General features: G+C 64.4%; 21 protein-coding genes. 11 read left to right on the forward strand and 10 right to left on the reverse strand.

The genetic code is table 11. The annotated features are described in order from the left end of the window. Position 1: 1 nt before the first annotated feature. The 9 genes from pobA to M0209_RS04440 form a co-directional block, all read right to left on the reverse strand. A complete protein-coding gene (gene pobA, locus M0209_RS04400; RefSeq protein ID WP_258887084.1) occupies positions 2–1,156 on the reverse strand; it encodes a 4-hydroxybenzoate 3-monooxygenase in 1,155 nt (384 codons plus the stop codon). Between the two features lie 176 nt (positions 1,157–1,332). After that, a complete protein-coding gene (locus M0209_RS04405; RefSeq protein WP_258887085.1) occupies positions 1,333–2,271 on the reverse strand; it encodes a Gfo/Idh/MocA family oxidoreductase in 939 nt (312 codons plus the stop codon). Further along, positions 2,268–3,110, reverse strand: a complete 843-nt coding sequence (locus M0209_RS04410; RefSeq protein ID WP_258887086.1) for a class III extradiol dioxygenase subunit beta — start codon at positions 3,108–3,110, stop codon at positions 2,268–2,270. Before M0209_RS04410 ends, M0209_RS04405 begins: the two co-directional genes overlap by 4 nt. A gap of 1 nt (position 3,111) precedes the next feature. Then, positions 3,112–3,558, reverse strand: coding sequence for a protocatechuate 4,5-dioxygenase subunit alpha (ligA, locus tag M0209_RS04415; protein WP_258887087.1), 447 nt, complete (start codon positions 3,556–3,558; stop codon positions 3,112–3,114). Beyond that, positions 3,555–4,571 carry an amidohydrolase family protein gene (locus M0209_RS04420; RefSeq protein WP_258887088.1) on the reverse strand — a complete coding sequence of 339 codons (1,017 nt, stop codon included), beginning with the start codon at positions 4,569–4,571 and terminating at the stop codon, positions 3,555–3,557. The genes ligA and M0209_RS04420 overlap by 4 nt, the downstream gene beginning before the upstream one ends. Continuing rightward, on the reverse strand, positions 4,568–5,335 hold the full coding sequence (locus tag M0209_RS04425; RefSeq protein ID WP_258887089.1) for an NAD(P)-dependent oxidoreductase: 768 nt from the start codon (positions 5,333–5,335) through the stop codon (positions 4,568–4,570). The genes M0209_RS04420 and M0209_RS04425 overlap by 4 nt, the downstream gene beginning before the upstream one ends. 63 nt (positions 5,336–5,398) lie before the next feature. Further along, complete coding sequence (locus tag M0209_RS04430; protein WP_258887090.1) at positions 5,399–5,977, reverse strand: Fic family protein; 579 nt, start codon at positions 5,975–5,977, stop codon at positions 5,399–5,401. Continuing rightward, positions 5,974–6,177: a hypothetical protein gene (locus tag M0209_RS04435; protein WP_258887091.1), complete on the reverse strand. Its 204-nt coding sequence runs from the start codon at positions 6,175–6,177 to the stop codon at positions 5,974–5,976. Before M0209_RS04435 ends, M0209_RS04430 begins: the two co-directional genes overlap by 4 nt. 49 nt (positions 6,178–6,226) lie before the next feature. Then, positions 6,227–7,375 (reverse strand): LysR family transcriptional regulator, encoded by a 1,149-nt coding sequence (locus M0209_RS04440; protein ID WP_258887092.1) that lies wholly within the window; start codon positions 7,373–7,375, stop codon positions 6,227–6,229. A 101-nt stretch (positions 7,376–7,476) separates the two neighbouring features. On the opposite strand from M0209_RS04440, the gene ligK reads away from it, so the two are divergent. The 8 genes from ligK to M0209_RS04480 all read left to right on the forward strand — a co-directional run bounded on the left by ligK (position 7,477) and on the right by M0209_RS04480 (position 16,553). Next, positions 7,477–8,151, forward strand: a complete 675-nt coding sequence (ligK, locus tag M0209_RS04445; RefSeq protein ID WP_258887093.1) for a 4-carboxy-4-hydroxy-2-oxoadipate aldolase/oxaloacetate decarboxylase — start codon at positions 7,477–7,479, stop codon at positions 8,149–8,151. Beyond that, entirely contained in the window at positions 8,144–9,193 is a 1,050-nt protein-coding gene (locus tag M0209_RS04450) for a 4-oxalomesaconate tautomerase (RefSeq protein ID WP_258887094.1), read from the forward strand. Before ligK ends, M0209_RS04450 begins: the two co-directional genes overlap by 8 nt. Beyond that, on the forward strand, positions 9,190–10,059 hold the full coding sequence (locus tag M0209_RS04455) for an amidohydrolase (RefSeq protein ID WP_258887095.1): 870 nt from the start codon (positions 9,190–9,192) through the stop codon (positions 10,057–10,059). Before M0209_RS04450 ends, M0209_RS04455 begins: the two co-directional genes overlap by 4 nt. 108 nt (positions 10,060–10,167) lie before the next feature. After that, positions 10,168–10,830, forward strand: coding sequence for a protein-L-isoaspartate O-methyltransferase (locus M0209_RS04460; protein WP_309547050.1), 663 nt, complete (start codon positions 10,168–10,170; stop codon positions 10,828–10,830). A 19-nt stretch (positions 10,831–10,849) separates the two neighbouring features. Further along, complete coding sequence (locus tag M0209_RS04465) at positions 10,850–12,304, forward strand: TolC family outer membrane protein (RefSeq protein ID WP_258887096.1); 1,455 nt, start codon at positions 10,850–10,852, stop codon at positions 12,302–12,304. A 35-nt stretch (positions 12,305–12,339) separates the two neighbouring features. Next, positions 12,340–12,852, forward strand: coding sequence for a DUF2497 domain-containing protein (locus M0209_RS04470; RefSeq protein ID WP_258887097.1), 513 nt, complete (start codon positions 12,340–12,342; stop codon positions 12,850–12,852). A 212-nt stretch (positions 12,853–13,064) separates the two neighbouring features. Beyond that, positions 13,065–13,691, forward strand: coding sequence for a zeta toxin family protein (locus tag M0209_RS04475; RefSeq protein ID WP_258887098.1), 627 nt, complete (start codon positions 13,065–13,067; stop codon positions 13,689–13,691). 48 nt (positions 13,692–13,739) lie between these two features. After that, positions 13,740–16,553, forward strand: coding sequence for a valine--tRNA ligase (locus tag M0209_RS04480; RefSeq protein ID WP_258887099.1), 2,814 nt, complete (start codon positions 13,740–13,742; stop codon positions 16,551–16,553). Positions 16,554–16,705: 152 nt separating this feature from the next. On the opposite strand, the gene M0209_RS04485 is transcribed toward M0209_RS04480, so the two are convergent. After that, positions 16,706–17,614, reverse strand: coding sequence for a diacylglycerol kinase family protein (locus M0209_RS04485; protein ID WP_258887100.1), 909 nt, complete (start codon positions 17,612–17,614; stop codon positions 16,706–16,708). Positions 17,615–17,685: 71 nt separating this feature from the next. Between M0209_RS04485 and M0209_RS04490 the strand changes: the two genes are divergently transcribed. Genes M0209_RS04490 through M0209_RS04500 form a run of 3 tightly spaced genes read left to right on the forward strand, consistent with a single transcriptional unit; the run spans position 17,686 to position 20,647 of the window. After that, positions 17,686–19,125, forward strand: coding sequence for an MATE family efflux transporter (locus M0209_RS04490; RefSeq protein WP_258887101.1), 1,440 nt, complete (start codon positions 17,686–17,688; stop codon positions 19,123–19,125). Continuing rightward, on the forward strand, positions 19,122–20,114 hold the full coding sequence (gene hemB, locus M0209_RS04495; RefSeq protein WP_258887102.1) for a porphobilinogen synthase: 993 nt from the start codon (positions 19,122–19,124) through the stop codon (positions 20,112–20,114). The genes M0209_RS04490 and hemB overlap by 4 nt, the downstream gene beginning before the upstream one ends. Continuing rightward, on the forward strand, positions 20,111–20,647 hold the full coding sequence (locus M0209_RS04500) for a GNAT family N-acetyltransferase (protein WP_258887103.1): 537 nt from the start codon (positions 20,111–20,113) through the stop codon (positions 20,645–20,647). Before hemB ends, M0209_RS04500 begins: the two co-directional genes overlap by 4 nt. The last annotated feature ends 39 nt before the right edge of the window (positions 20,648–20,686 follow it).

The following is a 20,686-nucleotide window of genomic DNA, read 5'->3' on the forward strand; positions in this document are numbered from 1 at the left end:
GTCAAAGCGGCAGTCCGACATAATTTTCGGCAATCGCGGTCTGCGCGGCCTTCGACGACGCGATATAGTCGAGCTCGGCAATCTGCATCCGCCGCTCGAACGGGCCGTCTTCGGGGAAGCGGTGCATCAGCTTGGTCAGCTGCCAGCTGAAGCGCTCGGCTTTCCACACGCGCGCCAGCGCCTTCGCCGAATAACCCGCGATGCCGTCGTTATCGCCGCGTTTGTAGTGACCGATAAGCGCGTCCGAAAGATAAGCGACGTCGGACGCAGCGAGGTTCAATCCCTTCGCGCCCGTCGGCGGAACGATGTGCGTCGAATCGCCCGCCATGAACAGCCGCCCGTGGCGCATCGGTTCCGATACGAAGCTGCGCAGCGGCGCGATGGATTTCTCGAGCGCGGGACCGCGCACGATGCTGTCGGCGACTTGCGGCAGGCGCAGCGCGAGTTCGTCCCACAGGCGCTCGTCGGGCCACAGCGTGATATCTTCGTCGACCGGCACCTGCACATAGTAACGGCTGCGAGTCGGCGACCGCATCGACGCAAGCGCAAAGCCCCGGTCGTGGTTGGCGTAGATCAGCTCGTGATGGCACGGCGGCACATCGGCGAGGATGCCCAGCCACCCGAACGGATAGACCCGCTCGAACTCGCGCTGCACACCATCGGGGATGGCTTTGCGCGAGGGGCCGTGGAATCCGTCGCAACCCGCGATGAAATCGCAGTCCAGACGTCCCCCGTCCCATGTCACATAGGGCGCGTCGCTGTCGACATCGTGGAGCGCGACATTCGCGGCCTCCCACACGATCTCCAGCCCGCGTTCCGGCGCGGCGTCGATCAGGTCTTTGGTGACCTCGGTCTGGCCATAGACCGTCACATGCTTGCCGGTCAGCGCAAAGGTGTCGATGCGGATCAGCCGGTCGCCGTCGGCGAGCGCAAATCCTTCCTCCAGCATCCCCTCGCGGTTGAGCCGTTCGTCGATCCCAAGCCGGTGGAGCAGGTCGGTCGTCGTGCGTTCGAGCACGCCTGCGCGGATGCGGTCGGTCACGCGTGCTTGCGAGGTGCGCTCCACGATGACGCAGTCGATGCCCTCGGCGCGGAGCAGATGCCCGAGGAGCAGCCCCGCTGGACCCGAGCCGATGATAGCGACCTGGGTTTTCATTCGAAGCATCGTGAGATTTTCATTCCTCCCCAGCGAAGCGCAGGGGAGGTGGCGCGAATGCGCCGGAGGGGTGCGAGCGCAGCGAGCGGCGCTGCTGCGGCGAAAGCGTCCCGCCGCTGAACGCGGCGGCCCCTCCGCCCTGCGGGCACCTCCCCTGCGCTCCGCTGGGGAGGAGTTCAGACAAGCTGCCTCTCCAACTGATCGAGCACCCGATAGCACGGCAGCACCTGTGCCACGCTCGAATTGGGTTCGCGCCCCTCGCGGATTGCGGCGATGAATTCACGGTCCTGCAGTTCGATGCCGTTGTTTGAGACGGTGACGCCGGTCAGGTCGATCGGTTCTTCCTTGCCCGTCACGAGATCGTCGTAACGCGCAATGTAAGTCGCGCTGTCGCCGATATAGCGGAAGAACGTCCCCAGCGGCCCGTCGTTGTTGAAACTCAGCGACAAGGTGCAGATCGCCCCGCTTTCGGCCTTGAGCTGGATCGACATATCCATCGCGATGCCGAGTTCCGGATGATACGGCCCCTCGACCGCGTTCGCTTTGACGATTGGCCCCGCCTGATAGGCGAACAGGTCGACGGTGTGCGCCGCATGGTGCCACAACAGATGGTCGGTCCACGAACGCGGCTGCCCCTTCGCATTCATGTTCTTGCGACGGAAGAAGTACGTCTGCACGTCCATCTGCTGGATGTTGAATGCGCCGCTCTCGATGCGGTTGTGGACATATTGGTGCGACGGATTGAAGCGGCGGGTGTGGCCGACCATGCAGGTGAGGCCGGTCTCGACCTGCTTCGCCAGCACAGCTTCCGCATCGGAGAGCGAGTCGGCCAGCGGAATTTCGACCTGCACATGCTTGCCCGCATTCATGCACATGATCGCCTGTTCGGCGTGCATCTGGGTGGGCGTACACAGGATGACGGCATCGACATCGTCGCGGGCGAGCGCATCTTCGAGCTCGGTCGAACTGTGCTTCGCCCCGTATTTCTTCGCGACTTCGGCTGCCTGTTCGCCGGTGCGGCTGATGATCGAGACGATCTCGACCCCGTCGATCAGCTTCAGCCCGTCGAGATGTTTTTCGCCAAAGGCGCCTGCGCCCGCGAGTGCGATTCTCATGTTACTGGCTCCAGAACGATATGCCCGATGGCGGTGTTGCTGCACGGGATGTGATAGTGGCGGTGAAGCAGTCTGGTCTTCGCCCCCAGCGCGCCGCGCATGATCAGCCACATCACCATCTCGATGCCTTCGCTCCCGGTTTCGCGGAGATATTCGATATGCGGGATCGCGCGCGCGGCCTGTGTGTCGCCGACCAGCAGGTCCATGAACCTGTTGTCCCATTCGCGGTTGAGCAGCCCGGCACGCGGCCCCTGCAACTGGTGCGACATGCCGCCGGTCCCCCAGATCTGGACGTTGAGATCCTCGGGAAAGCTCTCGACGGCACGCGCAATCGCTTCGCCCAGCGCCCAGCAGCGGTTGCCCGACGGCACGGGATAGGTGACGACGTTGACGGCGAGTGGAACAACCTTTGCGGGCCATTCGTCCGGCTGCCCGAACATCATCGACAACGGCACGGTCAGCCCGTGATCGACGTCCATCTCGTTGATGATGGTCATGTCGAAATCGTCGAGGATAAGGCTTTGCGCGATGTGCCAAGCCATATCGGCGTGCCCCTCGACATCGGGAACCGGGCGCGGCCCCCAACCTTCGTCGGCGGGCTTGTAATGTTCGCCGCAGCCGATTGCGAAGGTCGGAATGATGTTCGCGTCGAACGCGCTGGCGTGATCGTTGTAAACCAGCAGGATAACGTCGGGCTTTTCCGCCTTTTCCCAGTCGCGCGTCCAGTCATAGCCTGCGAAAATCGGTCCGAAATATTCGTCGCGTGTCTTGCCCTGATCCACCGCGACGCCGAGCAGAGGGACATGGCTCGATCCGACCCCTGCCGTGATGCGCGCCATCTCAGCGGGCTCCTTCGTTGTCCGTGCCGCCTTCGGCCGCACGGCTGGCCCGAATCGAGCGATTGCCCTCGGGGCTGCGACCGCCGTCCATCATCATCTGGCGATATTCGGGCCAGCTCTGGTCGGTCATCGTGCTCACCGCTTCGGCAAAGGGGATGCCGTCGGTGGAGAATATCTTTGACAGGAAATAGATGTTGCCGCCCTCGGCCATCATCGCGTTGTAGTCGCGCGCGACGACCGCTGCGCGCTGGGCCTCGGTCAGTTTCCATCCGGACAGATAGGCGGCCTCGTCGGCCTTCCAGCGTTCGCGGTTTTCCGCTTTCATCAGGCTCATTGCGAACTGGTTGAGGTGATACCCCTTGCGCGCGCGCGCCGCCGTGAACACCGTCGTGCCGGGAATGTCGTCGAACTCGGCGAGATAGGCGTGGATGTCGCGGATTCCGCTCATCGCCCGCGGGCCTTCAACTGCGCGTCGAGGCGCGGAAACACCCGCCGCGCATTGCCCTCGAAAATCGCATGACGCTGGGCATCGGTGATATCGAGCGCGTCGACATAGCGTTTGGTGTCGTCGAAATAGTGCCCGGTGGTCGGGTCGATCCCACGCACCGCGCCGACCATTTCGCTGCCGAACAGGATGTTCTTGTTCTCGATCACGTCGGCGAGAAGATTAATCCCCGGCTGGTGATAGACGCAGGTGTCGAAGAACACATTGTTCATCAGATGCCCCGACAGATCGGGCTTTTTGAGCATGTCGGCCAGCCCGCGATACCGCCCCCAGTGATAGGGCACCGCGCCGCCGCCGTGCGGAATGATGAAACGCAGGGTCGGGAACTGCCCGAACAGGTCGCCCTCGATTAGCTGCATGAACGCGATCGTGTCCGCCGCGATATAATAGGCCCCCGTGGCGTGCAGCCCCGGATTGCACGAGCCCGAAACGTGGATCATCGCGGGCACGTCCAGCTCGACCATCTTCTCGTAGATCGGAAACCAGTACGGGTCGGTCAGCGGCGGCGACTGGAAACGCCCGCCGCCGGGATCGGGGTTCAGGTTGCACCCGATGAAGCCCATGCCGACGCAGCGTTCGAGCTCGGCAACCGATGCCGACAAATCCGCCCCCGGCGACTGCGGCAACATGCACACCGGCGCGAAAACATCCGGATACAGGCCTGCGACCCGCGCGATCAAATCGTTGCAGGCGCGTGCCCAGGCAATTGCCACATTCTGGTCGCCGACATGCGGTGCCATAGCGGAAGCACGCGGCGAAAAGATCGTCATGTCCGCCCCGCGCTCGCGCAACAGGCGCAGCTGGTTGGCCTCGATGGTCTCGCGGATTTCGTCGTCGGTGATGACGGGGTAGGGCGGGGCAGCTTCGCCCGCCTTGAATGCCGCAACCTGTGCCGTGCGCCACGCATCGTGCGCGGGCGGCAGAACGGTATAATGGCCGTGACAGTCGATAATCATGCGGCGTCCTTCAGCAGGGGTTCGGCCATCGCGCGCTGCCGCACCACAGTCCCGCGCGTCATCACCGGATCGACGCCGAGCGCGGCGAGCGTCTTGGCCGATTCCTCCATTTCGGCGGCACGGCGCAACCCATGCGTCGCCATGCGTTCGAGATTATAGGCGGCCTTTGCGTCCCAGCCGTCGCCGAGCGACGCGAGCACTTCGTCCGAAACACCCGCCGCGTCGCCCGCCAGCATCATTTCGGCGGTCAGCGCCTCGATCCCCTTGACCATCACCGACCGGATCATCTTGACCGAGGACGCGCGCCCGACCTCGCCGGGCAGTGCGCGGACCTTTGCAAAGCCGAGGTCGGTCAAAACGCCCGCGCCGTTCGTTGCATGCGGACCCGACAGCAGCAGCGGCACCGCGAGCCGGGCAGGTTCGACCGGTGCCATGACCGCGACATCGACATAGCGCCCGCCCGACTCCTCGACCGCCCGCGCCGCTGCGCGCTTGGTATCGGGCGCGACCGAATTCATGTCGAAATACAGCGTGCCCGGGCGCATGATCGGTGCCGCCGCCTTCGCCGCGGCAAGTGCCTGATCGGCAGTCACCAAACTCAGGACAGCGGTCGCCCCTGCCAGCGCGTCGGCCAGCGTAACGCGCGCAGCAATGCCCTCGCGCTTGGCAGGGTCGATATCATAGGCCGCCGTTGCACCGAGGCCGCCCGCAACAAACGTGCGCGCCGCTTCGCCGAAGCCGATAAGAGAGACCGTGAATGTCACAGTTTCGGGCTAAAGTGTCTGTGCGGCCTGCGCCAATCCAAAGGCCGCACCCCCTATAAAGTTTTACGAATTTCGTTCTCGCGCTATCGCGCCGCCGATTGCCTCGGCCATGGCTTCGAAGTGCCCTTTATGGGCTTCGACCGATGCCGCATACCATTGCGTCCGGTCGATAGCGCGGACGTCGACAACATGGCCCGCCTGGGCCGCGAGTTGCAGCAGATAGGTCAGTTGGGTTCGCCCGTTGCCCTCGCGGAACGGGTGAATGTGGTTGATGTCGCCGATGATCTCGCCTGCCTTGGCGGCGAACTCATCGGCATCCAGCCCGCGTAGATATTTCCATTCAATCACCCGTCGGTGGACGTCGGCCATGCCGGTCGCGATGTAGCGGACGTACATGAACTGGCTGCCGCCCTTGGCGATTTCCAGCGTCCGTATTTCGCCTGCCCAGTCGTAGATATCCTGAAACAAGTGGCGGTGGATGGCGCGAAGATGGGGCAGATCGAAATTGCCGGTCGGTGCCCCTTCGGCAAATCGGTCGGCTACCAGCCGCCGTTCGACCCTGTCGAGCTCGTCGGCATCGGTCAGGTCGTGCAGGTTCCTCAGAATGTGAGTGCCAGGGTAGCAATATACGTCGTCGCTCACCGGCTGCCGGGTACCCCGATCTGGGCGATAATATGCGCCCTGCGACGTTCGTGCGACCACCCCTCGCGCTCGAACATCTCGAACATCGCGATGTCCTCCTCGCTCAGCGGGTTCGCCTCGATGGCCTGCATCGCCATGATCTGCTGCAAAGGCTCGCTCAACTGCGGCGCGCGCGGGAATTTGTGCGACAGGTCGTTCATCGGTCGGCTCCTTGGCGTCACGCTACCACGACCGCCGATTTCGCCCAAATCATCCCGCCACAAGCTTGGTCAGCGCGTCGAGAAAATGCTGCTGCATGCCCGTCGGCCGCCACCCGATGCGCGTCGTCGTCCCGATGGTCCGGCGCAGCGCAGCCGGCGGGTCGCCGATTTGGGTCAACCAGCCCGCCTCCAGCTCGACCGCGATCTGGTCGGGCGACAACAGGGTCAGGAAATCGCTGTCGAGCAGGATCTGGCGGATGGTGATTACCGATCCGCATTCGACCGGCACTGGGGGCAGGGGGACATGCTCCCGCTCGAACATGCGCTCCCACAACAGGCGCAATGGGGTTCCCGGTGCGGAGATCGTCCAAGGGTAGGCGGCGAGAAGCCCGGGCGTCACGTCATCCGTCTTTGCCAACGGGTGCCCCGACCGCGCGATCACGACCGGCTGATCCTCGAACAGCGGCACTTGGCTTACGTCATCGCCCGGTGACGGCGCGCGCAGGGCACCGATCAGCAGGTCGATCTCGCCGTCGCGCAGCGGCTCGATCAGCTCGGCGTGCGACCCCTCGACAATGCGGATTTCGACATGGGGGTGCGTGCGGTGGAACGCCGTGACCGCTGCGGGCAGCAGGCGTGCACGTGATAATGGCATGGCACCGATCGTGATCCGTCCGGTCTCCTGCCCGCGCAATGCCGCCACCTCGGACAGGCCCGCCACGAGTTCGGCCCGCGCCAGCCGGAATGCACGCACCGTGCGTCGGCCCGCCTCGGTGAACGCAATCCCCTTGCCGCGCCGCTCGACCAGCAGGCGGCGCAGGCCGATCGACAGGTCGGCGACGGCACGGTGCAAGGTCGGTTGCGACAGGCCGGTCGCCGCACTTGCCCCCGGATAGCTGCCCGCATCGGCCAGCGCGACCAGCGCGCGCATCTGGGCCATCGTCACGCGGGGCGACGCGATATGCGCCAGCGCCGCCTCGATCCGGGGGGCGAGCACCTGCACCGCTGCGGTGGCGACCATGCCGCCCGGGTGCCGTTCGAACAGCGGTTCGTCGAATTGCCGTTCGAGTTTGGCCAGTCCCTGCGTCAGGGCGGGCTGGGTCAGGCTCACCGCCTGTGCCGCCGCCGACAGGCTGCCGAGCCTTGCGGTCGCCGCCAGAGCCGCAAGGTGGCGAAGGTTGAGCGCATCGGGCTGCATCCAACAGGATTAGTCCATTCTTATACCGGGGCGCAACTTCCGAATTGCCGTTCCATGCGTTAGCTTGTTGAAGATGCGCTGCGTTCCAGAGAGGATCCGCCATGTCGGGAATCGTCGTCCAGTCCATCGATCGTGCCGCGCCCGACGTGATCGATGCGCTCGCCTTATGCGGGGTTGCGACCGTCCATGAAGCGCAGGGCCGCACCGGATTGCTCGCTGCCTATATGCGCCCGATCTATAGCGGCGCCCGCATTGCGGGGTCTGCCGTCACCATCTCCTCGCCCCCAGGCGACAACTGGATGGTCCATGTCGCGATCGAGCAGCTGCAAGCGGGCGACATCCTTGTCCTCGCCCCGACCAGTCCCTGCGAGGACGGCTATTTCGGCGACCTGCTCGCGACATCGGCTCAGGCGCGCGGCTGTCGCGGCCTCGTCATCGACGCCGGGGTCCGCGACCTGCGCGACCTGACCGAAATGGGCTTTCCGGTATGGTCGAAGGCGGTGTCGGCGCAGGGCACTATCAAGGCGACGCTGGGCTCGGTCAACATCCCCATCGTCTGTGCGGGTGCCGCGATCCAGCCCGGCGATGTCATCATTGCCGATGACGACGGGGTCTGCGTAGTGCCCCGTGCCAATGCCGCCGATGTGCTGGCCAAGGCGCAGGCGCGCGAGGCCAATGAGGGCGACAAGCGGGCGCGGCTCGGCAGCGGCGAGCTCGGGCTAGATATGTACAAGATGCGGGAAAAGCTCGCCGAGATGGGCCTGAAATATGTCTGAGCGAGGTGTGCCCTGCATGTGGATGCGCGGCGGCACCTCCAAAGGCGGCTATTTCCTCAAGGACGACTTGCCCGCAGAGCGTGACGCCTTCCTGCTGCGCGTGATGGGGTCGCCCGATCCGCGGCAGATCGACGGGATGGGCGGGGCGGATCCGCTGACGAGCAAAGTCGCGGTGGTCAGCAAGTCTGCGCGTCCCGGCGTTGACGTCGATTACCTGTTCCTGCAGGTCTTCGTCGATCAGGCTATCGTCAGCGACCAGCAGAATTGCGGGAACATCCTGGCCGGTATCGGCCCGTTCGCGCTCGAACGCGGATTGGTCCTCGCTGGCGGCGACGAGACCAAGGTCACCATCTTCATGGAGAATACCGGCCAGGTGGCGGTCGCGACGGTGGCGACACCGGGCGGGCAGGTGACCTATTCCGGCGAAGCGCGCATCGACGGCGTGCCGGGGGCAGCGGCGCCCGTGCCCCTCGAGTTCCGCGACACGGCAGGGTCGAGCTGCGGCGCATTGCTGCCGACCGGCAATGCGGTCGATGTCATCGACGGTGTCGCCTGTACGCTGATCGATAACGGCATGCCGTGCATTGTGCTGAAGGCGGTCGATGTCGGCGCGACAGGCTATGAGGACCGCGATACGCTCGATGCGGCAGACGCCGTAAAGGCGAAGATCGAGGCGATCCGGCTCAAGGCGGGACCGCTGATGAATCTCGGCGACGTGGCCGACAAATCGGTGCCCAAGATGATGCTGGTCGCGCCGCCACGTCATGGCGGTGCCGTGACGGTGCGGAGCTTCATTCCGAAGCGCGCGCATGCCAGTGTCGGTGTCCTCGGCGCGGTCAGCGTAGCGACGGCCTGCCTCATTCCCGGCTCGCCCGCTGCCGAGGTCGCGTCGGTGCCCGACGGGACGCGCAAGACCCTGTCGGTCGAGCATCCGACCGGCGAAATGACCTGCGTGCTGGAAACCGGTGCGGACGGCGCGGTCACCTCTGCAGCGCTGTTACGAACCGCGCGCAAATTGATGGATGGAGTCGTGTTCGGATGAGTCGCAGCCAGACCTGGGTCGATGCCCCCTCGAAACCGTGCTTCGTGCCCCCGGCGGGCGCGGTGGACGCGCACGTCCATGTCTTCGGACCCGAGGCGGAGTTCCCGTTCAGTCCGAAGGCGAAATATCATCCCGAGGATGCGACCCCCGAAATGCTGTTCGCCCTGCGCGACCATCTCGGGCTCAGCCGCAACGTTATCGTGCAGGCAAGTTGCCACGGCACCGATAACAGCGCGACGCTGGCCGGCATTGCGAAGTCGAACGGCCTCGCGCGCGGGGTTGCGGTGGTCGATCCCGACATCGGTATCGACGAGCTGAAAGCGCTGCACGCAGGGGGCATTCGCGGCGTGCGCTTCAACTTCCTCAAGCGGCTCGTCGACAATGCGCCCAAGGACAAGTTCCTCGAGATCGCGAAAAACATCGAGCCGCTCGGATGGCATGTCGTCGTCTATTTCGAGGCCGATATTCTGGAAGAGATGGTTCCCTTCCTCGAAGCGATCCCGACCATCGTCGTCGTCGATCACCTCGGCCGTCCTGACATCGCGCAGGGGCCGGACGGGGCCGACATTACGGCGTTCAGGGCGTTGCTCGACAGCCATACGGACATCTGGACCAAGGTGTCGGGGGCAGAGCGCCTGTCGCCGATGGGGCCGCCGTTCGACGATTTCGTCGAGGTGATCCGTCCGGTTGTCGAACGCTATCCCGACCGCGTCTTGTGGGGCACCGACTGGCCGCACCCCAATATGGAACACCGTATTCCCGACGACGGTACGCTGGTCGACGTCATCCCGCGCATCGCGCCGACGGCAGAGTTGCAGCGCAAATTGCTGGTCGACAATCCGATGCGCCTCTACTGGCCCGACTAACGCCGGAACAATCGCTGCTGCGCCCTTGGCGTCCGCGCGGGCCTCGGATAGAAGCAAAACATTGCTTGCTGTATTGCAAGCGTAACACAGTTGTGCCACGGAAGCAGCGTGACCGAAACAAATTCGTCTCCGACCGGCGATTTCGCCGCAATGCGCGCAGCCATGGTCGCAAGCCAGCTTCGCACCAATGCCGTCACCGATCTGGCGCTGCTCGATGCGCTGGGTCGTGTGCCGCGTGAAAAGTTCGTGCCTGCCGAGCGCGGCACGACGGCCTATATTGATCGCGCGGTACCGCTCGGCGGGGGGCGTGCGCTCAACCCGCCGATGACGACGGCGCTGCTGCTCGATGCCGCCGAAATCGGACCCGACAGCCGCGTCCTGATCGTCGGTGCAGCGACCGGCTATGCGCCGGCGTTGGCGGCCTCGATGGCTGCCGATGTGACCGGCGTGGAGAGCGATGCGGCGCTGGCGGCGCAGGCAAAATCCAACATATCTGGCGTCCGGCTGGTCGAAGGGCCGCTGGAAAACGGCGCGGCAGCGCATGCGCCTTATGACGCGATTGTGATCGACGGCGCGGTCGAATTCGTGCCCGAGGCGCTGGTCGCGCAACTCGCTCTGACCGGACGGCTCACCGCCGCGATCCTCGAAAACGGCGTCGCGCACCTCGCTGTCGGTCGGCGTGGCGGCAGCGGGTTCGCGCTGTCGACGTTCGTCGATGCCGAATCCGTGGTGCTGCCGGGGTTCGTCCGCCCTCGTGAATTCGTTTTCTAGGTTGAAAGTTTCAGCAGTTATGAGTCACCGCCGCCGTATCCTTGTCGCCCTGCTGGCCGTGACGACCGCATGCCCGCTGTCCGCAGAGACGCTGCGCGAGGCGCTGGTCAAGGCGTATCAGACCAATCCGACGATCACCGGCGCGCGCGCGGGGCAGCGCGCCACCGATGAGAGCGTGCCGATTGCCCGGTCGCGCGGACTGCCCGCTGTCAACACCACGGCGCAGTACAATGAGTTCCTCGAAACCGCCTCGAACAGCTTTACGTCGCCGCGTCGCCAGTTCTCGGCGGGACTGACCTTGTCGGTGCCGATCTATCAGGGCGGGGCCGTCCGCAATTCCACGCTCGCCGCCGAAACCCGCGTCGCGGCGGGGCAGTCGGGGCTGCGCGATACCGAGCAAAGCGTGTTTTCACAGACTGTCGCTGCTTACATGAACGTGATCCGCGACTCGGCCATTGTCGCGCTCAACCGGAAACAAGTCGGGGTGTTGCGGACCAATCTGGAGGCGACGCGCGACCGGTTCCAGATCGGCGACCTGACCCGCACCGATGTTGCCCAGTCCGAATCGCGGCTGGCGCTGGCGCAGGGCCAGCTCGAACAGGCGCAATCGAATCTGATCGGCAGCAAGGAAAATTACATCCAGCTGGTCGGTACCGCACCGGTTGCGCTGGAGCCGCCGCCGCCGCTGCCGAACCTGCCGGGATCGGCAGATATGGCGGTCACGGTCGCGCTCGACGGCAATCCCGGTCTTGCCGCCGCGAAACAGCGGCGCGACGCGAGCGCCTTCGACGTCAAGACGGCGCGCGCAGGCCGGTTGCCGAAACTTTCCGCCGTAGGGTCGGAGAATTACACCGACTACCTCGGTTCGCTCGGCAATCTCGGCACCGGCGCGACCGGGGTCAGCCAGACTTCGCGCAGCACCACCGTGGGCCTGCAAGCCTCGATCCCGATCTTTCAGGGCGGGCTTCCCGGCGCGCAAGTTCGGCAAGCGCAGGCACTCGAATCGCAAGCGATCGAAACGGTGACCGCAACCGAGCGCAACATCGTGGCGCAGACGCGTTCGGCCTATGCGGCCTGGCAGGCGTCGAACCAGTTGATCGCGTCGTCCGAGGCGGCGGTCGCGGCGAGTTCGCTGTCGCTGGAAGGTGTCCGTGCCGAGAACAGTGTCGGCACGCGCTCGATTCTCGACATCCTGAACGCCGAGCAGGAACTGCTCAACGCGCAGACCAATCTCGTGGCGGCGCGGCGCAACGCCTATGTTGCGGGCTTCTCGCTGCTGGCGGCGATGGGCAAGGCAGGCGTGCAGGATCTGGGGCTCGACGGCGGGCCGCTCTACGATCCGCAGGTCAATTACCGTCGCGTCCGCCGCAGCGTCAACGACTGGGCGAGCGACCCCAAGCCCGCGCCGGTTGCCACCCGCACCGTTGACACAGTGGCGCAAACACCGGCATTGATCGGTCCAGCGGCCAATTAGGCCGGGGGAAAGCAAGCTGTTTTAGGGGGTTGGCCATGGCCGACGGACATGCAGAGCCATCGATGGAGGACATCCTCTCGTCGATCAAACGCATCATCGCCGAGGACAGCGAGGCCGCATTGTCGACACCTCGTGTTAAGCGATCGGTCGGCCTGTCGCCGCTGACCCGTCCCGAACCCGCCGACGAGATCGCGGAGGTTTCCGAGGAGGAAGAAGTGCTCGAACTGACCGATCCGGTCGCTGTCGAGCCCGATCCCGAGCCCGAACCGATGGTGCTTGCCGTGAAACCCAAAGCAAAGGCCGAAGCCGTGCCCGCCGACCCGAAGCCGACATTGGTGTCGACCTCCACAGCCGAAGCGAGCCGCACATCGCTTGCCGCGCTGTCGGCGTTGATCGTCAAGCCTGAGATGACCGGCAGCGACACGCTGGAGGGATTGGTCCGCGAAATGCTCAAGCCCATGCTCGCCGACTGGCTCGACGCGAAACTGCCCGAAATCGTTGAGCGTCAGGTCGCCCAGGAAATCGCGCGGATTTCGGCGCGGGGTTGAATAGCTGCGTTTGACGCCTAAGGTTGTCGTTATGGCATCCCGCGCAACTACCATTCGTCCGAGCGACCTTCCCACCAAGCGGGTGCGTGCGCCCGATGGGACGATCGTGCGGATGAAAGTCGTGCAGTCAGACAGTCCGACACTTGAGTACGACTTGCTGGCGGCGTTTCGTTCGAACGTCCGACGCATCAAGGCGCAACGAAAGAAGGCGGGTGCAGTCGCCGAATCCGCGGAGGCCTGAACGGCCGATTTTCTGGATCGTCGGAGGTCCGAACGGGAGCGGAAAAAGCTCGTTCTACAACCTCACGAATATCGAGGGATGGGGTGGATCTGTTTGGATCATCAATCCCGACCTCCTGACCGCAAAAATCGAACAGAGCGAAGGTCTTTCGCTGATTGAGGCAAATCTCGCTGCTGTGCAGCGGGTCGAGAAATGGCTCGAATCGTCCATCGAAGCCTATCAGACCATCGGCGTGGAAACCGTTCTGTCGTCGCCGAAATATCGCCGTTTGGTCGACCTTGCCAAGGCGCGTGGCTTCGAAGTTCGCATGATTTATGCTGTACTCGATAGCGCAGAGCTACAGCTGGAGCGGATAAGGGTCCGCGTAGCGGAGGGTGGCCATGACGTGCCGCCGGACAAGGTGCGCGACCGACGGCTGCGGTCATTTGCCGAGTTCGCGTGGTTCGCCCGGCATGTAGATCGATGTTTCGTCTTCAACAATTCAGGTGGCGAACCCGAACTTGCGGCGATCAATGCGGGCGGGCAATTTGTCGTTCTCGAACCGCTGCCTGCTGACATGGCCGAGGTACTGGTGCGCGAAGGCATGGACCTCCGTTGAGAACGACCTTGGTTTTCTGATGCTCGCACGGCTAAAGCCGCGCCCGACATGACCGAACTCCCCAAAACCTTCGATCCCGCCGCTATCGAGGCGAAATGGTACGCGCATTGGGAGGAGAGCAACGCTTTCCGCCCCGAGCGGCCCGACGCGCCGCCGTTTACCATCGTGATGCCGCCGCCCAATGTCACGGGCAGCCTGCATATCGGCCATGCGCTCGACATCACCTTGCAGGATGTGCTCGTCCGCCACGCGCGGCTGTGCGGCAAGGACGCGCTGTGGGTTGCGGGAACCGACCATGCCGGCATCGCGACGCAAATGGTCGTCGAGCGGCAGATGATGGAACGGCAGGACAAGCGCACCAATTATTCGCGCGACGATTTCGTCCAGAAAGTGTGGGACTGGAAGGCCGAGAGCGGCGGCACCATCACGCGCCAGCTCCGGCGGCTCGGCGCAAGCTGCGACTGGGCGAACGAACGCTTCACGATGGACGAGGGCTTTTCGAAGGCCGTCATCAAGGTGTTCGTCGATCTGTATAACCAGGGTCTGCTCTATCGCGACAAGCGGCTGGTGAACTGGGATCCCGAGCTGAAGACCGCGATTTCCGATCTCGAGGTCGAGACGCGCGAAGTGCAGGGGCATATGTGGCACTTCAAATACCCGCTCGCGGGCGGTGAGACCTACACCTATGTCGAGCGCGACGCGGACGGGCAGGTCGTGTTTCAGGAAGAGCGCGACTACATCTCGATCGCCACCACACGCCCCGAAACGATGCTCGGCGACGGCGCGGTCGCGGTCCACCCCGATGACGCGCGCTATGCGCCAATCGTCGGCAAGCTCTGCGAAATCCCGGTGGGGCCGAAGGCGCAGCGGCGGCTGATCCCGATCATTACCGACGACTATCCCGATCCCGACTTCGGGTCGGGCGCGGTCAAGATCACCGGCGCGCACGACCAGAACGACTATGGCGTGGCGCAACGCAATGGCATCCCGATGTACCGGCTGATGGACGAGGGGGCGTATCTGCGGGCCGATGGCGCGCCCTATGCCGAGGCTGCCGCGCGGGCGAAGGCGATTGCGGCGGGCGGCGTGGCATCGGCAGCCGATATCGATGCGCTCAATCTCGTGCCCGACGCCTATCGCGGTCTCGACCGCTATGCCGCGCGCAAGCAGGTGGTGGCGGACATCGACGCCGAAGGGTTGATGCTCCGCGTCGAGGACAAGACGATTATGCAGCCGTTCGGCGACCGCTCGGGCGTCGTGATCGAGCCGATGCTGACCGACCAATGGTATGTCGATGCCAAGACGCTCGCCCAGCCCGCCATCGAGGCGGTGCGCTCGGGCGCGATCAAGGTCGTGCCGCAGAGCTGGGAGAAAACCTGGTTCCAGTGGCTGGAGAATATCCAGCCGTGGTGCGTCTCGCGGCAGTTGTGGTGGGGGCACCGGATTCCGGCGTGGTTCGATGCCGAGGGCAATCACTATGTCGCCGAAGACGCGGCTGGCGCGCAGGCGCTGGCGGGCGAGGGCGTGGCACTGACGCAGGACGAGGACGTCCTCGATACCTGGTTCTCGTCTGCGCTGTGGCCGTTCGGGACGCTGGGGTGGCCGGATGCGGACGCCAAGCTCGCCAAACATTACCCCAATGACGTGCTGATCTCCGGCTTCGACATCCTGTTCTTCTGGGATGCCCGTATGGCGATGCAGGGTTTGCACTTCATGAAAGAAGTGCCGTGGAAGACCCTGTATCTCCACGGTCTCGTCCGCGCCCCCGATGGCTCGAAAATGTCGAAGTCGAAGGGGAATACCGTCGATCCGCTCGGCCTGATCGACAAATACGGCGCGGACGCGTTGCGCTTCACGCTGGCGGCGATGGAAAGCCAGGGGCGCGACATCAAACTCGATGAGAAGCGCGTCGAGGGATACCGCAACTTCGCGACCAAGCTGTGGAACGCCGCACGGTTTTTGCAGGGCAACGGGGTCGGGGCGTCGACCTCGATCAAGGCTCCGGAGGCGACCCTCGCGGTCAACAAATGGATCATCGGCGAGGTCGTCGAGACGCTGGCCAAGCTCGACGCGGCATTCGCCGACCTGCGCTACGACGCAATGGCCGATGCGGTGTACCACTTCGCCTGGGGCACCTTCTGCGACTGGTATATCGAGCTGGTGAAGGGCGCATTCGACGACGAAACCCGCGCGGTCGCGGGCTGGGCGTTCGACCAGATTCTGGTGATGCTGCACCCATTCATGCCGTTTATCACGGAGGAATTGTGGGGCGATAGGACGACGAGACTTATCCACGCAAGTTGGCCAGTTCCGACGGCTACGATTGATCTGGACGCAAAAGCTGAAATTGCGTGGGTACAGCAACTTGTCGAAGCGCTGCGGCAGGCGCGAAGCGAAAACTCAATTTCGCCAACCCAGAAAAACAATTGTTACATTCGCGGCCTGTCACCAAAAAATCGCGAGCGGCTTTTGAGTCATGCTGATTTTATAGGTCGGCAAGCGCGGTTTAGTGCTGTTCAAATTGACGAAAGCGATCACATCGGTGCGCTGGGACCAAACCAACGGCCCGAGCATGCTCCACTCCAGCTTGAAGTCCTATTCGAAGGAATTCAGGTGCCGTTCGATGAGGCTGTCTTCATTCTAAATGTTGACGAGCCAATTGATCGCGAAGCAGATCGCGCCCGCCTCACCAAATCGGCTGAAGCCGCCGAGAAGGAAGCGGTGTCGCTCGCGGGTCGGCTCAACAATCCCGCCTTCGTCGAAAAGGCCAAGCCCGAGGCAGTCGAGAAGGCGCGGGCGGATCATGCGGAAAAGTCGGCCGAGGCCGAGCGGTTGCGGGCGGCATTGGCGCGGTTGGGGTGACCTTCTTCCCTCTCCCTCTGGGGAGAGGGCGACACGCGCCCTCTATGCGCGGCGGGGTGAGGGATGAGTGATGCTTCAATTGAAGCATGGGACTGCCCTCACCCTCCCGCGCTGGAGCGCGAGGACCCTCTCCCCAGAGGGAGAGGGAAAAGCTAACGAGGCAACGCCATCTCGATGGCCTTCGCCGCCACCCGCGCCGTCACCGGCGTGTGCGCCAGAACCTCGCCGTCGATGGAGATCGGTAGCGGCGGGATCGTTTCGATCCGCAGTTCGCGGCCATGAAAATCGCGGGTCGTGGCATGGCGGTGCGGCAGGCGGAGCACCGAGGCGATCCAGGACCACATCAGGCCGAAACGCGTGCTGCCCCGCACCGCTTGCACGACGATCTCGCCCGATTGGGGGTCAGCGTCGTCGATCAGCTCGGTACCGCCCTGAAACCGGCCGTTGGCGATGCGGACTTCGGTCGCCTCCATCGCTTCGCCGTTTACGACCAGCGTGAACGCGCGGAACCGGAACAGCGAGACCGCCACCCAGCTGAGATAGCCGATGCGCCCGAGCCAGCGCTTAAGTCCATGCGGAATCGTCTCGGCGATCAGCGGCGCAAGGCCGATTGCCGCCACGTTGCAGAAATAGTCGAGGTCGATCATCCCGAGATCGACGCGGGCGCGCCGTCCGTCGGCGATCACATCGACCGCCGCTTCGAGGTCGAGCGGAATCCCGGTCGACCGGGCAAAGCTGTTCGCGGTGCCGAGCGGCAGCAACGCGAACACGACATCCTTGCCGACGAGCAGATCGACTGCGGACGACAGCGTTCCGTCGCCGCCGCCGATCACCACCATTTTCGTGCCGCCCGCGACTGCCGCCTTGACGGTCGGGACCAGCCTGTCGGGCTTGTCGAGGGCGTGCGCTGCGTCGAGCGTGATGCCGCGCGCCTCGATCAGCGATTTGGCCTGGTCGAACAGGTCGCGTCCGCGCCGCGACTGAGCATTGACGATCAGGGTTGCCGATCTGGGCAGGGAAGTCGGAAGGGGTGGCGCGGCGCGCGAGGAGAGTTCGTTCATAGAGTCGTTAAACGAACGAAACGGTTTTTTGGTTGCGCGCATTTGTTGCGCCGCCGCGTTAGGGGATGTGGATGGCCGATTCGGAAACACCTGCGCCGCCGCCCGGTTCACCGCAGCGCCGCGACCTGACGACGGGTCCGGTCTTTGCGACCCTGTTCGCGTTCGCGCTGCCCTCACTCGGCGTCAACATCCTCCAGTCGATCAACGGCTCGATCAATTCCATCTGGATCGGCCATTCGCTGGGCGAGGCCGCGCTGGCGGCAGCGTCGAACGCGTCGCAGGTGATGTTCCTGATGTTCGGCACGCTGTTCGGTTTCGCGATGGCGACGACGGTGCTGATCGGCCAGCATATGGGGCGGCGCGATATCGAGGCGGTGCGGCGGACCCTGGGCAGTGCGCTCGCGCTGTTCGCAATCGCCGGGGTTGCGACCGCGACGCTGGGCTGGGTTTTCGCGCCGCAACTGTTGCATGCGCTCGCGACGCCGCGTGACGCCTATCCGCTGGCGCTGTCGTATTTGCGCGTCATTTTCCTCGGTATGCCGTTCACCTTCGTGATGATCCTGCTGACCTCGTCGCTGCGCGGGGTGGGGGATTCGATCACGCCGCTGTGGAATGCGATCCTCAACGTCTCGCTCGACATCGTGCTCAATCCGATTCTGATCCTCGGGCTGGGGCCGATCCCGGCAATGGGGATTGCCGGCTCGGCACTGGCGACGCTGATCGCGGGGCTGGTGAGTGTGACGGTGCTTGTCTACCGCATCTATGCCAAGGATTTACCGATCAGGCTGCGCGGGGCCGAACTCGCCTGGCTCAAGCCGCATGCGGATGTCGCGAAAACCATCCTCGCCATCGGTTTCCCGATGGGTGCGTCGATGATCGTCATGTCAGGGTCGATGCTGGTGCTGATCGGGCTGGTCAACCGCGAGGGTGTCGATACGACTGCGGCGTTCGGCGTGATGAACCAGCTGTGGAGCTATGTCTCGATGCCTGCCGTCGCGGTCGGCAGCGCGGTCAGCGCGATGGCCGCGCAGAATATCGGCGCGGAGAAGTGGGACCGGCTGTCGAAGATCACCTGGGCGGGGATCGGGATCAACACGCTGATGAGCTTTGTTCTGATCGTCGCCATCACCGTGTTCGCGCGCCCGTTGATGCAGTTGTTCCTGCCCGCCGACAGCCCGGCGATCCCGATCGGCATCCACATGAACAGTATCGTCGCGTGGATCTATCTGATGATGGGGGTGTCGATGATCGTCACCTCGGTCGTCCGCGCGAACGGCGCGGTGGTGGTGCCGTTCGTGATGCTGGTGATCTCGGCAGTGGTCGTACGCTTCAGCTTTGCGTTCGGCCTGTATCCGACATGGCGTGCCGAGGCGATCTGGTGGTCGTCGGTGGCAAGCGCCCTGACGTCGATGGTGCTGAGCTTTGCCTATTATTTCCACGGCGGCTGGCGCAAGAAACGGCTGGTGGCGGGCGGCGCCCCGGTCGGCACACCTGTGGGGGAGGCAGTATGAGCATGTATCCAGCGCTGCGGTTGCGGCGCACGCGATCGACGGCATGGAGCCGCACGCTGGTCCGCGAAACGCATCTGGCGCCCGCGCACCTCATCTGGCCGCTGTTCGTGACGAGCGGGCAGGGGGTCGAGGAGCCGATTGCGAGCCTGCCCGGCGTGTCGCGCTGGTCGGTCGACGGCATCGTGGCACGGGCGAAGGAGGCGAAGGCGCTCGGTATCGGGGTCGTCGCTCTGTTCCCCAACACCCCTCGCGAGCTGCGGACCGAGCGCGGCGAGGAGGCGCTCAACCCCGACAATCTGATGTGCCGCGCAGTGAAGGCGATCAAGGACGCGCTCGGCGACGATATCGGCGTGCTGACCGACGTCGCGCTCGATCCCTATACGGCGCACGGGCACGACGGGCTGGTCGATGGCGGCGGTTATGTGCTCAACGACGCCACATCGGAGGTTCTGGTCGCGCAGGCGCTCAATCAGGCAGCGGCGGGCGCGGACATCATCGCGCCCAGCGACATGATGGACGGGCGCGTCGGCGCGATCCGCGACGCGCTGGAGGAAGGCGGGCACGTCAACGTCCAGATCATGGCCTATGCCGCCAAATACGCCTCGGCCTTTTACGGCCCGTTTCGCGACGCGGTCGGCTCGGGCGGGCTGCTGAAAGGGGACAAGAAAACCTACCAGATGGACCCCGCCAATACCGAGGAGGCGCTGCGCGAAGTCGAACTCGACCTCGCCGAAGGAGCCGACAGCGTCATGGTCAAGCCAGGTTTGCCCTATCTCGACATTGTTCGCGCTGTAAAAGAACGCTTCGAAGTCCCTGTATTCGCTTATCAAGTATCGGGCGAATATGCGATGATCGAGGCGGCGGCGGCCGCCGGGGCGGGCGACCGCGATGCGCTTGTTCTCGAAACACTTCTGGCGTTCCGGCGCGCGGGGTGTTCGGGCGTGCTGAGCTATCACGCGGCCCATGCGGCCCGGCTGATGAACGGATGATCGAAACTGCGCGGCTGACCCTGCGCCCCTGGCAAAACGCCGATATTGCCCCCTTCATGACAGCGACGAACACGCTCGCCGTCAGCCGCTGGCTCGGCGGACTGCAGGACGCGTCGCATTATGCCGACATGGCCTCACGCATGCAGGCGGAACAGTCGGCACACGGACACTGTTTCTGGATTGTCGAACGTCGCGACGATCGGAAGGTTCTGGGACTTTGCGGTCTGCGCCGCGCGGGACATCCCGGCACGCCGGTACACGGCAAGCTCGAAATCGGTTGGCGGCTCAGCGAAACGGTGTGGGGGCAGGGCCTTGCAAAGGAAGCCGCGCTGGCATGCATTTCCTGGGGGTGGGACGAGCTGCGCGATGATGAGCAAGTCGCCTACACCGTTCCCGGCAATTCAGCCTCTTGGGGATTGATGGAGCGGCTCGGCATGACGCGACGGTCGGATCTCGATTTCGACCACCCGATGTTTCCTGCCGGGCACGAACTCTGCCGCCACATCGTCTATTCGATTGCCCGTCCCCTTTAAGCCGCGTTAACCATGTGTCAGGGCTTGGCGGCTAGGCCG

It is taken from the genome of Sphingomonas sp. SUN039 (assembly GCF_024758725.1).
Lineage (GTDB): Bacteria > Pseudomonadota > Alphaproteobacteria > Sphingomonadales > Sphingomonadaceae > Sphingomonas_O.